12 protein-coding genes and 1 tRNA gene are annotated in these 14,474 nt (G+C 49.7%); 10 read left to right on the top strand and 3 right to left on the bottom strand.

From position 1 onward, the window contains the following. The first annotated feature begins 77 nt into the window (after positions 1-77). The 6 genes from QZ331_RS13455 to QZ331_RS13430 are packed head-to-tail and all read left to right on the top strand — an operon-like array spanning position 78 to position 7,094. Positions 78-1,310, top strand: a complete 1,233-nt coding sequence (locus QZ331_RS13455; protein WP_294631138.1) for a Cof-type HAD-IIB family hydrolase — start codon at positions 78-80, stop codon at positions 1,308-1,310. Then, complete coding sequence (locus QZ331_RS13450) at positions 1,307-2,425, top strand: isochorismate synthase (RefSeq protein WP_294631136.1); 1,119 nt, start codon at positions 1,307-1,309, stop codon at positions 2,423-2,425. Before QZ331_RS13455 ends, QZ331_RS13450 begins: the two co-directional genes overlap by 4 nt. An 11-nt stretch (positions 2,426-2,436) precedes the next feature. Beyond that, entirely contained in the window at positions 2,437-4,104 is a 1,668-nt protein-coding gene (menD, locus tag QZ331_RS13445) for a 2-succinyl-5-enolpyruvyl-6-hydroxy-3-cyclohexene-1-carboxylic-acid synthase (protein WP_294631134.1), read from the top strand. Positions 4,105-4,109: 5 nt separating this feature from the next. Next, on the top strand, positions 4,110-4,934 hold the full coding sequence (menB, locus tag QZ331_RS13440; protein ID WP_294631132.1) for a 1,4-dihydroxy-2-naphthoyl-CoA synthase: 825 nt from the start codon (positions 4,110-4,112) through the stop codon (positions 4,932-4,934). Between the two features lie 9 nt (positions 4,935-4,943). Then, positions 4,944-5,978, top strand: coding sequence for an o-succinylbenzoate synthase (locus QZ331_RS13435; protein WP_294631130.1), 1,035 nt, complete (start codon positions 4,944-4,946; stop codon positions 5,976-5,978). 9 nt (positions 5,979-5,987) lie between these two features. Continuing rightward, positions 5,988-7,094: an AMP-binding protein gene (locus QZ331_RS13430; protein ID WP_294631128.1), complete on the top strand. Its 1,107-nt coding sequence runs from the start codon at positions 5,988-5,990 to the stop codon at positions 7,092-7,094. Positions 7,095-7,225: 131 nt separating this feature from the next. Here QZ331_RS13430 and QZ331_RS13425 read toward each other — a convergent pair whose 3' ends face one another. Next, positions 7,226-7,945, bottom strand: coding sequence for a NigD-like protein (locus tag QZ331_RS13425; protein WP_294631126.1), 720 nt, complete (start codon positions 7,943-7,945; stop codon positions 7,226-7,228). A 176-nt stretch (positions 7,946-8,121) separates the two neighbouring features. Here QZ331_RS13425 and QZ331_RS13420 point away from each other — a divergent pair, with 176 nt between their 5' ends. Both QZ331_RS13420 and QZ331_RS13415 read left to right on the top strand, forming a co-directional pair. After that, on the top strand, positions 8,122-8,670 hold the full coding sequence (locus QZ331_RS13420) for a sigma-70 family RNA polymerase sigma factor (RefSeq protein ID WP_294631124.1): 549 nt from the start codon (positions 8,122-8,124) through the stop codon (positions 8,668-8,670). Positions 8,671-8,676: 6 nt separating this feature from the next. Continuing rightward, entirely contained in the window at positions 8,677-9,939 is a 1,263-nt protein-coding gene (locus QZ331_RS13415; RefSeq protein WP_294631122.1) for an outer membrane beta-barrel protein, read from the top strand. A gap of 160 nt (positions 9,940-10,099) precedes the next feature. On the opposite strand, the gene pflA is transcribed toward QZ331_RS13415, so the two are convergent. Together pflA and pflB are read right to left on the bottom strand one after the other, a co-directional pair. Beyond that, positions 10,100-10,828: a pyruvate formate-lyase-activating protein gene (gene pflA, locus QZ331_RS13410; protein ID WP_294631120.1), complete on the bottom strand. Its 729-nt coding sequence runs from the start codon at positions 10,826-10,828 to the stop codon at positions 10,100-10,102. Positions 10,829-10,842: 14 nt separating this feature from the next. Beyond that, on the bottom strand, positions 10,843-13,071 hold the full coding sequence (gene pflB, locus QZ331_RS13405; protein WP_294631118.1) for a formate C-acetyltransferase: 2,229 nt from the start codon (positions 13,069-13,071) through the stop codon (positions 10,843-10,845). A gap of 238 nt (positions 13,072-13,309) precedes the next feature. Here pflB and QZ331_RS13400 point away from each other — a divergent pair. Next, positions 13,310-13,394, top strand: a tRNA-Ser gene (locus QZ331_RS13400). Between the two features lie 272 nt (positions 13,395-13,666). After that, positions 13,667-14,474 (top strand): phage integrase SAM-like domain and Arm DNA-binding domain-containing protein (locus QZ331_RS13395; RefSeq protein WP_294631116.1); only part of this gene is annotated, 808 nt, incomplete at its 3' end.

The raw sequence follows: 14,474 nt of genomic DNA, 5'->3' as shown, positions 1-14,474 counted from the left end.
TCGGTTTTTATTGGGCCGGTGTAGAAAAACTCGATTTTTCTATATAATTTTGTACTTAAAATCAAAATCGTGTAGCCATGAAGTATAAATTATTAGTCTTGGATGTAGACGGAACATTGCTTAATGATGCGAAAGAAATTAGTAAACGTACGCGGGCTGCTTTGCTGAAAATCCAGCAGATGGGCGTGCGTGTTGTCCTGGCCTCCGGCCGACCCACTTACGGTTTGCTGCCGCTCGCCAAAGCGCTCGAACTTGGAAACTATGGCGGTTATATCCTTTCCTATAACGGTTGTCAGATTATAAATGCGCAGAATGGAGAAATACTGTTCGAACGCCGCATCAATCCCGAAATGCTGCCTTACCTCGAAAAGAAAGCCCGCAAGAACGGCTTCGCCTTATTCACGTATCACGATAACACGATTATCACGGACTCTCCCGAAAACGAACACATCCTGAGAGAAGCCCGGCTGAATAATCTGCAACTCATTCACGAAGACGAATTCTCCTCCGCCATTGATTTCGCCCCTTGCAAATGTATGCTTGTCAGCGACGACGAAGAAGCACTTGTCGGCTTGGAAGAACATTGGAAGAGACGCCTGAACGGAGCGTTGGACGTATTCCGTTCCGAGCCGTACTTCCTGGAAGTGGTTCCCTGTTCCATCGATAAGGCGAATACGCTGGGCGCACTGCTCGAAATGTTGGACGTGAAGCGGGAAGAAGTCATTGCCATTGGCGATGGTGTATGCGATGTGACCATGATTCAACTGGCAGGATTGGGCGTGGCAATGGGACATTCCTTCGACTCGGTGAAGGCTTGTGCCGACTACGTGACAGCCTCGAACGAAGAAGACGGAGTAGCGCTTGCCGTCGAAAAGGCGATTATCGCCGAAGTGCGCGCAGCAGAAATCCCCCTCGACCAGTTGAATGCGCAGGCGCGTTACGCATTGATGGGGAATCTGGGAATACAATACACCTACGCTGCCGAAGACCGCGTGGAAGCAACCATGCCCGTAGACCACCGCACACGCCAACCTTTCGGTATTCTGCATGGCGGAGCCACTCTTGCGCTGGCGGAAACGGTTGCCGGATTGGGGTCGATGATTCTTTGCCAGCCCGACGAAATCGTCGTAGGAATGCAAGTGAGCGGAAACCACATCTCCTCTGCCCACGAGGGAGATACCGTGCGGGCGGTGGCGACTATTGTACATAAAGGACGTTCTTCCCATGTCTGGAACGTGGACGTCTTTACTTCAACCAACAAACTGGTGTCATCCGTACGGGTAGTCAACAGTGTCATGAAAAAAAGATGATAGACGAAGAAATAAGTACCCCGGCAGTTATCGATTCATTCATCCGGCAGAAGCAGCCCTTCGCTGTTTACCGCATTCCCGGAGAAAAAGTCCCTCGCCTGATAACGCAGGACGAGGGAACTGTCCGTTTAATCTACGACCTCAACGAACTGAACGGACAGAGGGGATTTGTCATCGCTCCCTTCCGCGTGAGCGATGAATATCCCATTGTGCTTCTGCAATCGGAGCAGGGCGGACGCCCCTTTCCCATGCATGGCGATGGGAGCGGAGAACAGGAGCAACCCGTGCAGACGCAAGGAAAGGAGACCTTTCGGACTACCTGCACCGAACACTATGCCGACTGTTTTCACACGTTCATACGTGCCTTGCGAAACGATACATTTGATAAATTAGTGCTTTCGCGCAAGCTCACTGTCAGTCAGGCGCCCGGTTTCTCACCCTCGTCGGTATTCCGTGCCGCTTGCAAGCGTTATATCCATTCCTATATATATATATGTTATACCCCTCAGACGGGTATCTGGTTGGGCAGTACGCCCGAAATCATCCTGTCGGGCGAGAAAGACGAATGGCACACCGTCGCATTGGCAGGCACACAGCCTTTGCAGAACGGCCAACTGCCGCAGGTATGGGACGAGAAGAACCGCAAAGAACAGGAATATGTAGCAGCCTATATCCGCCGGCAACTCCTTTCGCTGGGTATCCGTGCTGACGAGAAAGGGCCTTATCCCGCCTATGCCGGTGCGTTGTCGCATCTGAAAACCGACTTCCGCTTCTCCTTGAAAGACAACAACGACCTGGGCGAACTACTGAAACTGCTGCACCCTACGCCCGCCGTCTGCGGACTGCCTAAGGAAGAAGCCTACCGCTTCATACAGGACAACGAAGGTTACGACCGCCGCTATTACTCCGGCTTCATCGGCTGGCTCGACCCCGACGGAAAGACCGACTTATACGTCAACCTGCGCTGTATGCATATTGACGACCGCCAACTGACGCTCTATGCCGGCGGCGGCTTACTCGCTTCCTCAGAACTGAACGACGAATGGATGGAAACGGAAAAGAAACTGCAAACCATGAAACGGCTGCTTACAAATCACTCATTCATTAACCACTAACATTTCCCGTCATGTATACTGACAAAAAGAACATACTCCAATTAATTGCGCTGCTTCGGGCGCATGAGGTAACGAAGGTCGTGTTGTGTCCCGGCAGCCGTAACATACCTCTTGTGCATACGTTGTCCACCCATCCCGATTTCACCTGTTATGCGGTGACGGACGAACGCAGCGCGGGCTACTTCGCCATCGGACTCACGCTGAATGGCGGCAAACCTGCCGCTATCTGCTGCACTTCGGGTACAGCGTTGCTCAATCTTCATCCTGCCGTTGCTGAAGCCTTCTATCAGAATGTTCCTTTAGTGGTCATCTCTGCCGACCGTCCCGCCGCCTGGATTGGGCAGATGGACGGACAGACACTGCCGCAACCGGGCGTGTTCCGGTCGCTTGTCAAGAAGTCGGTCAACCTTCCGGAGATACATACCGACGAGGACGAATGGTACTGCAACCGTCTGATAAATGAAGCTCTGCTGGAAATGAATCATCACGGGAAAGGACCGGTGCATATCAATGTCCCCATCTCCGAACCCCTGTTCCGGTTTACGACCGAGGCGTTGCCCGAAGTACGTGTCATCACCCGCTATCAAGGCTTGAACGTCTACGACCGTGATTACAATGGTCTCATCGACCGTCTCAACAAATATCAGAAACGGATGATTATCGTCGGTCAGATGAATCTCATCTACCTGTTTGAAAAGAGATATACCAAGTTATTATATAAACACTTCGCCTGGTTGACGGAGCACATCGGCAATCAGACCGTACCCGGCCTTCCGGTGAAGAACTTCGATGCGGCAATCTATGCCGTCCCCGAAGAGAAGATAGACCAGATGGTGCCCGAACTGCTGATTACCTATGGCGGGCACGTCGTCTCCAAGCGGTTGAAGAACTTCCTTCGCCAGCATCCGCCCAAAGAGCATTGGCACGTGTCGCCGGACGGCGAAGTGGTCGACCTCTACGGTTCGTTGACTACGGTGATTGAGATGGATCCGTTTGAGTTTTTGGAGAAGATAGCGAGTCTGCTCGATAACCGTACTCCCGAATATCCCCGTGTGTGGGAGAACTATTGCAAAGTCATCCCCGAACCCGAATTCGCCTATTCGGAGATGGCGGCTGTCGGCGCATTGGTAAAGTCTTTGCCGAAATCCTGCGCTTTGCATTTGGCCAACAGTTCGGTGGTCCGCTACGCTCAGTTGTACGCTATTCCTGCCACGGTGGAGGTTTGCTGCAACCGGGGAACAAGCGGTATTGAAGGTTCGCTCTCTACGGCTGTCGGTTATGCGGCGGCTTCCGATAAGCTGAACTTCGTAGCTATCGGCGACTTGAGCTTCTTCTACGACATGAATGCGTTGTGGAACGTCCATGTCCGTCCCAACCTGCGCATCCTGTTGCTGAACAATGGTGGCGGGGAGATTTTCCACACATTGCCGGGGCTGGATATGTCGGGCACTTCGCACAAGTATATCGCAGCCGTTCATAAAACCTCCGCCAAAGGCTGGGCGGAAGAGCGCGGCTTCCTTTATCTGCAAGCTGAGAACGAACACGAACTGGCGGAAGCCATACAGATTTTCACGCAACCGGAAGCGAAAGAACACCCGCTGCTGCTGGAAGTGTTTACCAACAAGAACAAAGACGCCCGTATGCTGAAGAATTATTATTATCAATTAAAACAAAAATAAAACCTATGTCAACATCAAGAGAATGGACAACTATCAGAGAATACGACGATATTCTCTTCGATTACTATAACGGAATAGCCCGTATCACCATCAACCGCGAACGTTACCGCAATGCATTCACTCCGACTACTACTGCCGAAATGAGTGATGCCTTGCGTATCTGCCGCGAAGAGGCGGACATCGACGTGATTGTTATCACCGGAGCCGGCGACAAGGCGTTCTGTTCGGGCGGCGACCAGAACGTGAAAGGACGTGGCGGCTATATCGGTAAAGACGGAGTTCCCCGCCTGAGCGTGCTGGACGTGCAGAAGCAAATCCGCAGCATCCCCAAACCGGTGATTGCTGCCGTCAACGGATTTGCCATCGGCGGCGGTCATGTGCTTCATGTCGTGTGCGACTTGTCTATCGCTTCGGAGAATGCCATCTTCGGTCAGACGGGTCCTCGCGTGGGCAGCTTCGATGCAGGCTTCGGTGCCTCTTACCTGGCGCGCGTGGTAGGGCAGAAGAAGGCGCGCGAAATCTGGTTCCTCTGCCGGAAATACAACGCACAGGAAGCGCTGGAAATGGGACTGGTCAATAAAGTAGTCCCCCTCGAACAACTGGAAGACGAGTACGTGCAATGGGCGGAAGAGATGATGCAACTCAGCCCTTTGGCACTGCGCATGATTAAAGCCGGACTGAACGCCGAACTGGACGGGCAATCGGGTATCCAGGAATTGGCAGGCGACGCAACTCTCCTTTATTATCTGACAGATGAGGCACAGGAGGGAAAGAACGCCTTTCTCGAAAAGCGCAAGCCCAACTTCAAACAATACCCCAAGTTCCCTTAACATCCGGCGATGGACTGTAAGATAGAAATCATCCCCCGGTTGCTCCATTTCAAGCAACCGGCGGGAACTTCGCGAGGTAGTTACACCACACGCAAAGTCTGGTATCTCCACCTCACTTCTCCCGACTTTCCGGGCAGGGTAGGGGTAGGGGAGTGTGCCCCTTTGCCCGCCTTGAGCTGCGACGACCTTCCCGACTACGAAGATATACTGCTGAAAGCCTGCCGCCACGTAGAAGAACGGCAGGGAAAACCGGATGTCGCTTCATTGGCTGCTTATCCTTCCATCCTGTTTGGCCTCGAGACTGCCATCCGTCATTTGGTTGTGGGAAGCTGGGCCTTGTACGATACGCCTTTCTCACGCGGAGAAGCAGGGATTCCGATAAACGGACTTATCTGGATGGGTAACTTCGACAGGATGCTTTCTCAGATAGAAACGAAAATGGAAGCTGGATTCCGTTGCATCAAACTAAAAATCGGAGCCATCAACTTTGAAGAAGAGCTGGCACTGCTCCGCCATATCCGTGCCCGTTTTTCTGCCAAAGAAATAGAACTGCGTGTAGATGCCAACGGCGCTTTCTCTCCGTCGGAAGCGATGGAGAAGCTGAAACGCCTGTCCGAACTTGATTTGCATTCCATCGAACAGCCTATCCGCGCCGGACAATGGGAGGAGATGGCGCGCCTCACCTCCGAATCGCCGTTGCCGATAGCTTTGGACGAAGAACTGATAGGATGCAACAGCTTGTCGGAAAAACAGAAGTTGCTTTCCGCCATCCGTCCGCAATATATTATTCTCAAACCCTCCCTTCACGGTGGAATATGCGGAGGCAACGAATGGATTGCCGAAGCGGAGAAGCGACAGATAGGCTGGTGGATTACTTCCGCTTTGGAGTCGAATATCGGCTTGAACGCCATCGCCCAGTGGTGTGCCACTTTCGACAACCCGCTTCCTCAAGGCTTGGGAACGGGGCAGCTTTTCACCGACAACGTAGAGATGCCGCTTGCAATCCGAAAAGACTGCTTGTGGTTTTGTAAGGATTCAAACTGACAATCTTCAATGATATTCGACCGGAAACAGCAACGTTTGCTATTGGAAGGAACAGTCTATACCTCGGAAGAGATAGCCCGCCTGGTAGCGGAAGGAGCGGAGAACCATCCTTCGGCCCTGTGGGATTTATATCTTTTCCTGAATGAGTGGTTCAATGATTCTCCTGTCATGACCGTCCATACTTCAGGCTCCACAGGCACGCCCAAAGAACTGACTGTACGCAAAGATCAGATGATGCAAAGTGCCCGTCTCACCTGCGAGTATCTCAATCTGCAAGCGGGAGACACCGCTTTGTTGTGCATGAATCTGCGTTATATCGGAGCCATGATGGTAGTGGTACGTTCCCTCGTTGCGGGGTTGAATCTGATAGTGCGTCCCGCTTCCGGTCATCCTCTTTTCGATGTGTGCCGACCGTTGAAGTTTGCGGCGATGGTTCCTTTGCAGGTTTACAACACACTCCATACCCTTGAAGAGCGGGAGCGGTTGAAGCAAACGGATATTCTGATTATAGGCGGAGGGGCAGTGGATGAGGCTTTGGCAGCAGATTGCCAATCCCTTCCCACGGCTGTCTATTCTACTTACGGCATGACGGAGACATTGTCGCATATCGCCCTGCGCCGCCTGAATGGAGACGCTGCGTCCGAACATTACCATCCTTTTCATTCGGTCGAACTCTCCTTGTCGCCCGAAAACACATTAGTCATCAAAGCTCCCCTTGTCTGCGACATCGTTTTGCAAACCAATGATATCGCCCGCATCTATCCCGACGGCAGCTTCACTGTTTCAGGGCGCAAGGATAACATTATCAATAGCGGTGGAATCAAGATACAAGCCGAAGAAGTGGAAAAACTCCTTCGCCCGCTTGTCTTTGCGGCTTTTGTCGTCACTTCGGTGCCCGACCCCCGTTTGGGACAGGCACTCACGCTGTTGGTTGCGGGAGAATTGGATACAGAATCCCTTAAAAAAAGTTTCTCTTCGGTGCTTGCACCCTACTACCGTCCCAAACATATCTTTATCGTCCCGTCCATTCCGCAAACGGGAAACGGAAAAATAGACCGTGCCGGATGTCGCGCTTTGGCAGTTTCAAGGCTTGACACCAAAGTTTCTATTGCTTGAAGCTTTAGTTCCCATTTATTGAAACTTTAGTTCCAATGCTGATGAAACTAAAGTTTCTTACCGGTGAAACTTCGGTTTCTCTTGGCTGAAACTATAGTTTCACACAAAGGAAACGAATTTGAAACTCCCTGTCAGGGGAATTTCACTTCATAGCTCTTGAATCCGCCATACAGTGTGTTGACACGGATTCTCAGCCCTTTCTTTCCTTTCATCTGTTCCTTGATTTCTTCCAACTTGAAAGATACATACCCTTCGCCCAAAGTCTGCGGAGAATCCCCTTCGCTGTTGTGGCGGAATTCCAGGTTGATAAACTCATCCTCTCCGCTATCCTCGTCTGCGGAAGGAGTGGAGGTGGGAGGATTGACAACCAAATTCAGAAAATGTTTCTTGTCTTCTCGGTGCGTACCATAATATTGGAACTCGATAGTCAGATACTTCTTGTCCTTAGTTATCCACATATAAGTGGCGTTAATCTTGTCGTTGCCGATTTTCTCCTCATTGTTCTCTTCCTCGTCCATAATGACGATGTCCTTAGTAAGAACTTCTTTTATCTGTTTTACCTGGATGTTGTAGTCGTATCCGTTTATCGGCTCCTCCAGTTTGTTGAATAAGACAAAGGCACGCTGCCCGTCCGCAAAGTCGGCGTTGCTCCAGCTTTGTGCGTTGCCGGGATACATCTTTTTTCCGTCGTCTAAGGTGAAATAAAACTCTTTGCTGTCCGCGCTTGTCGTATTTATGGTGCTGATAACCAGCAGGTCGGACGGACTGTTGTCGTCATCCAGACATGACTGGAAAATAGGCATTGCAGTCATAACAGCAAAGATAAAGGCGATGAATTTCAATTTCTTCATATATAAATCAGGTTTTAGATGGATTAAAAATAATTGCTTTGTATCTGAGAAATGCATAGGATAGCCGGATATTGCATCCACATTTGTTAAAGAAACAAAAGTGGTAAAAGAGTTGTTCTCTCTATGCAGTATTTCTATCTTTGCTGCATTTATAAGGTAAACACGTGTATAAGAGAATGGAAGAACTTGAGTTGTCGGAACAATGCAGGCAAGGAAACAACCGCGCCCGCAAAGAACTGTATGAGCAGTATGCGGGGCGTATGCTTGGCATCTGCCTGCGCTATGCCGGCGACCGGGATACCGCCCAGGACTTACTGCACGATAGTTTCATAAAGATATTCGACTCTTTCGACAAATTCACCTGGCGCGGCGAAGGTTCTCTGCGCGCGTGGATGGAGCGGGTAGTGGTCAACATCGCTTTGCAGCATCTTCGGAAGAACGATGTCGTCAGTCAGGCGTCGTCGTTGGAGGAGTTGCCCGAAGAATACGAAGAGCCGGATGTTTCCGATGTGGAAGCGATTCCCCCGAAGATACTGATGCAGTTTATCGAAGAGTTGCCGGCAGGATATCGCACAGTGTTCAACCTTTATACGTTTGAGGACAAATCGCATAAAGAAATTGCTCAGGCCTTGGGGATTAACGAGAAATCTTCGGCTTCGCAACTGTTTCGGGCAAAGACGGCTTTGGCAAAGAAAGTAAAAGAATGGATAATGCATAACGGATAGATAGAGATGGAAGAGAAAGAATTGTGGATGAATAAGTGGAAGGAGAAGCTCGCGGACTATTCCGAGCCGCTGCCTGTATCCGGCTGGGAACGCCTGGAGAAAGAACTTACGCCTCCTGTAGAGGAGAAGATATATCCTTATCGGAAATGGATGATGGCGGCTGCGGCTGTTATCCTGTTGGCAGTCGTTTCGTCAGTAAGCCTGTATTTCTTAGGAACGCCTGCTGCGGACGAGATACGTCGTACGCAAACTCCCGCATTGGCTTCGCTGCCCGATGCTTTGCCGGAGGTGAGAAAACCGGATGTGCAAGGAACTTCCGTTGAGGCTGTCGTGCCCCCCCCCGTTGCCCGTGAAGACCGGCTGGCGAGAACGGAACGGACTGTGGCGGCATATAAAGCTCCGGCAGATGAATCCTTCGGGAAAGACAAACCCGAACCTGCGGTGGAAGATACCGAATCCGGAAAAGTTGCGAAGGATGCGCAGCCGATAGAGGAAACAAAGGCCATTCAGACTGAACCGAAAGAAACGGAGCGCGCGGTGAGCAACCGAACGCGCCGTCCTTCGGGCAGAGACAAATATCACATCCCGGCGCAAAACCGCTCCTCTCGGAAAGGAACCTGGACGGTAGGGTTGGGAGTGGGAAATTCGGGCGGCGCTTCTTCGGAAGTCGGTTCGGGAGCCTATCCTTATATGTCCCGTGTCAGTATGCTTTCTGTATCAAACGGTCTGATGCAGATTCCCGAAGACCAGACTTTGATTTTTGAAGACGGGGTGCCTTACCTGCGTCAAGAGAAACCGATAGTCGACATTAAACATCATCAGCCTGTATCTTTCGGATTGTCGGTGCGTAAGACTTTGGGCAAGGGATTCTCGCTGGAGTCCGGTCTGACTTATACGCTGCTTTCTTCGGAGGCCAAACTGGCTGATAGCGACCGGCAGATAGCGCAGAAACTCCACTATATCGGTATCCCGTTGCGTGCCAACTGGAACTTCTTTGATAAGAAGCTCGTCACTCTTTATGTATCCGGCGGCGGTATGGCCGAGAAATGTGTTTATGGAAAGCTCGGTTCTGAAAAGGAAACGGTGAAGCCTTTGCAATTTTCGGTATCCGGTGCGGTAGGCGCACAGTTGAATGCAACGAAACATATCGGTATCTATGCGGAGCCGGGCGTTGCCTATTACTTTGACGACGGTTCGGATATACAGACCATACGCAAAGAGAATCCGGTTAACTTCAATATACAAGCCGGTGTTCGCCTGACTTATTAGTGAAGATTCCGCTTTTCTATTATTTATTCACCACAGAGGCCACAGAGTCTCACAGAGTTTTTTATCATTTCCAATATCGGCTATTTGCATATTGATGATAGAAAAAGAAAACTCTGTGAGACTCTGTGGCCTCTGTGGTGAAAACAACGTATAGCAGTGGTTAATTGACTACCACAGTAGTGAAATACTCTTTAAATATTTTTTCAGCCTTCTCAAGTTGTTCGGGAGTATTTTCTTTGACGCCTTTTAATTTGTACTCCTGTTCCATCGCTTCGTATTTATGTACTCCTAACGTATGGTAAGGCAAGATTTCTACCCGTTGAATCATTTTGTACTTTCCCAAAGTCTCTCCCAACCGACGGATATCCTCTTCAAAATCACTATATCCGGGCACAAGCACATAACGTAGCCAAAATGGTTTCTCGTTCTCTTCGAGCCATGCAGCCGTGCGGATGGTCTGTTCGTTGCTTCTTCCGGTCAATGCCTGATGGCGGGTGAGATTGAACTCTTTGATGTCAAGCAATACGAGGTCGGTCAGTTTGAAGAGTTCTTCCACATCTTCATTCCATAGTCCACCGTTGCTATCGATGCAGACATGAATATCTTTTTCTTTCAGTTCACGAACCAGCGGGACAAGCGCTTTGGCTTGAAACGTAGGTTCTCCACCCGAGAAAGTGACCCCACCGCGTTTTCCGAAGAATGGGCGCTGGCTCACGGCCATACGGACAATCTCTTCCGGCGGGGTGGGCGTACCGCCTTTGCCGGCTATCGTGTCGGGATTGGCACAATACAGGCAACGGAAATTGCAACCTTGAAGAAAAACGACGAGCCGTAAGCCCGGCCCGTCGAATGTTCCCATACTTTCGTATGAATGTACGTTTATCGTCATATAGAGTAGATAGATTACATACGTTCGTGGAAGCTGCGGCTGATAACTTCCAATTGATGCTCGCGGCTCAACTTCACGAAGTTTACGGCATAACCGGAAACACGGATAGTAAGTTGCGGATATTTCTCCGGATGTTCCATTGCATCGTAAAGCATATCGCGGTTCAGAACATTTACGTTCAGGTGGTGAGCACCTTTTGTAAAGTAACCGTCCATCATGGTCACGAGGTTTTCGATGCGGTCTTCTTCGGTAGCTCCCAATGATTTCGGAACGATGGAGAAAGTGTTACTGATACCATCCTGCGAGTCGCGGTAGCGCAGTTTCGCTACTGAACTCAAAGAGGCAATGGCACCGTTCTTGTCGCGTCCGTGCATCGGGTTGGCACCCGGAGCGAATGCAACACCTTTGGCGCGTCCGTCGGGAGTAGCACCGGTCTTTTTGCCGTACATTACGTTGGAAGTAATCGTCAGCAGTGAGAGGGTAGGACGAGCATTCTTGTAAACCGGGAGCTTCTTCAATTCTTCGCTGAAGAAATATACTAAGTCAACGCCTAAGTGGTCTACTTTGTCATTGTCGTTTCCGAAGCAGGGGAATTCGCCTTCGATGTCGAAGCCTTCCGTCAGACCGATATCGTTGCGGCGGGCGGTAACTTTCGCATATTTGATAGCCGACAGAGAGTCGAGCGCAATGGAAAGTCCGGCTACACCGTAAGCAAGGTTGATGCGCGGGTTGGTATCTACGAGAGCCATCTGTGCTTTTTCGTAGTAATACTTGTCGTGCATATAGTGGATGATGTTCATCGCTTCGTTGTAAACACGGGCGATTTCAGTCAGCACCTTCTTATAGTTGGTCATTACTTCTTCGAAGTTCAGTGTGTCGCTGGTCAGCACGGGGATGTTTTTCACCATCACTGTACCGGTGTTTTCGCAACGTCCGCCGTTGATGGCGAGCAGCAGGGCTTTAGCCAGGTTGCAGCGTGCGCCGAAGAACTGGATTTGTTTTCCGATTTCTTGGTAAGATACGCAGCAGGCGATTCCGTAGTCGTCCGATTGACGCACTTCGCGCATCAGGTCGTCGTTTTCGTATTGGATAGAAGAGGTGTCGATAGATACCTTTGCACAGAAATCTTTGAAACCTTCCGGCAGTTCCGGGCTCCAGAGTACGGTCAGGTTCGGTTCCGGCGACGGACCGAGGTTGTACAGCGTTTGCAGGAAGCGGAAAGAGGTCTTTGTCACTTTGGTACGTCCGTCGTTGAGACGTCCGCCGAGAGATTCGGTTACCCAAGTCGGGTCGCCGGCAAAGATATCGTTGTAGGATTGCATACGCAGGTGGCGTACCATGCGCAGTTTGATAACGAATTGGTCGATAAGTTCCTGTGCGAAAGATTCGGTGATGGTTCCTTTGCTCAGTTCATATTCCATGTAAATATCCAGGAACGAAGAAACGTTTCCTAATGACATGGCTGCTCCGTCTTGTTCTTTAACGGCGGCAAGATAGGCCATATATACCCATTGAACAGCTTCCTGTGCTGTGTAGGCAGGACGGCTCAGGTCGAGTCCGTAGTATTCGCCCATCACTTTCATTTCTTTCAGGGCTTTGATTTGTTCGGCCACTTCTTCGCGCAGGCGGATGCATGCTTCGGTCATTGGGCCTGTCAGGTTGCGCAGGTCTTCTTTTTTGGCTTCAATCAGGCGGTCGATACCATAAAGAGCCATACGGCGGTAGTCACCGATGATACGGCCGCGGGCATAGTTGTCGGGCAGTCCGGTGAGGAATCCTAATGAGCGGAACGAGCGTATTTCTTCGGTATATACATCAAATACACCGTCGTTGTGTGTCTTGCGGTAGTGAGTGAATATGTCTTTTACGCGGTCGTCTACTTCCACTCCGTTTTCATGGCAGGCTTTGCTTACTACATTGATACCGCCGAAAGGCTTGATAGCACGTTTCAACAGTTCGTCTGTTTGCAGACCGACAATCAGTTCGTTTTCTTTGTCGATATATCCGGCTTTGTGGGAAGTAATAGTGGATACGGTAACATGATCGAGCGAGCGTACGCCGTTGTTTGCTCTTTCTTCTGCCAATGCTTCCAAGCAGCGGTTCCATACAGCTTTTGTACGTTCGGTAGGGCCTTCGAGGAAAGAAGCGTCTCCGTAGTACGGAGTGATGTTATGACTTACGAAATCTCTGACGTTGATTTCGCTGCTCCAAAGACCATCATTAAAGATTTTATTTAATTCCATAAAATGATAAAATTAGAGGTTGTAGTTGTCTTTCTCTTTAGAGCGTACAAAGTTACAATCATTTTTCATATAATCAGCATAAATATGCTGCATTTTATGCTTTTCAACATAAAATACTTCTCTGTTACTATCCTTAGGAAATCTTTTTCGCTTTTTTCGTGCAAACTATTGCAAGTTAAAAAAAACTTCGTACCTTTGCACCGCTTTCAACGGAAAGCACTTCTGATAAAGGAGTTTTGGAGAGGTGGCAGAGTGGTCGATTGCGGCGGTCTTGAAAACCGTTGTACTGCGAGGTACCCGGGGTTCGAATCCCTGTCTCTCCGCTGAACTTACTGGACAGAAATGGTCAGTAAACGGACAAAAAGCTACAAATCAATGATTTGTGGCTTTTTTTATTGCCCGAAAGTCCAGCTTCCAAGACTTCAAAAGTACGGTAAAAGACAAAGTTTCGTTACTAAATCGTTACCTATTCCCTGCCGGACAAAAACGGTAACGATTTGTCCTCAAATGACCTGATAATGACTTGATTAGTCCATAGTCTGCATAACTCGAAAACGAGAGGTAAAAATTAATTTTGCAACTAAAAAAGTGAGTTATGAAATCGACATTCAAGGTTCTTTTTTATTTGAAGAAAGGTTCTGAAAAGAAAAACGGCGAGGTTATGATTATGGCACGCATCACCATAGACGGCAAACTTTGCCAGTTCAGTACGAAACAGAGCATCCAGCCCGACAACTGGAACACGGCTGCGGGCAAAGCCAAAGGCAGGGATGCCGGGAGGATAAACGCCCTTTTGGACGACATACGTTCTTCCCTGAACACCATTTACCACGAAATGCAGCGGCGTGACAACTATGTGACCGCCGAGAAAGTGAAGAACGAGTTTTTAGGTCATAGCGAGAGCCACGAAACAATCCTTTCGTTGTTCCAAAAGCATAATGACGATGTGAAGCAGCTTGTGGGCATATCCAAGACGATAGCGACCTACCGCAAGTATGAAGTGACCCGCCGCCACCTCGCCGAGTTCATCCGCAGCAAGTACAACGTATCGGACATATCCATAAAGGAGATAAGCCCGATGTTCATTACCGATTTTGAGTTGTATTTGCGTACCGCCTGCAAGTGCGGCTACAACACCACCGCCAAGTTCATGCAGTTCTTCAAGCGCATCATCATCATTGCCCGCAACAACGGCATACTGGTGGGCGACCCGTTCGCCAGCTACAAAATCCGGCTGGAGAAAGTGGACAGGGGTTATCTGACAGAGGACGAAATAAAAATCATCCTTAAAAAGAAAATGGTTTCCGAGCGGCTGGAACACGTCAGGGACTTGTTCGTCTTTGCCTTTTTCACATTTGTTGCACTAACTAATGTATGCTTGATTATCAATAAATTGCAAACTA

The sequence above is a fragment of the uncultured Bacteroides sp. genome (assembly GCF_910586915.1).
In the GTDB taxonomy this organism is placed as follows: domain Bacteria; phylum Bacteroidota; class Bacteroidia; order Bacteroidales; family Bacteroidaceae; genus Bacteroides.
The sequence above is the reverse complement of the archived record's forward strand: the minus strand, read 5'-3'. Positions and strand labels throughout refer to the sequence as shown.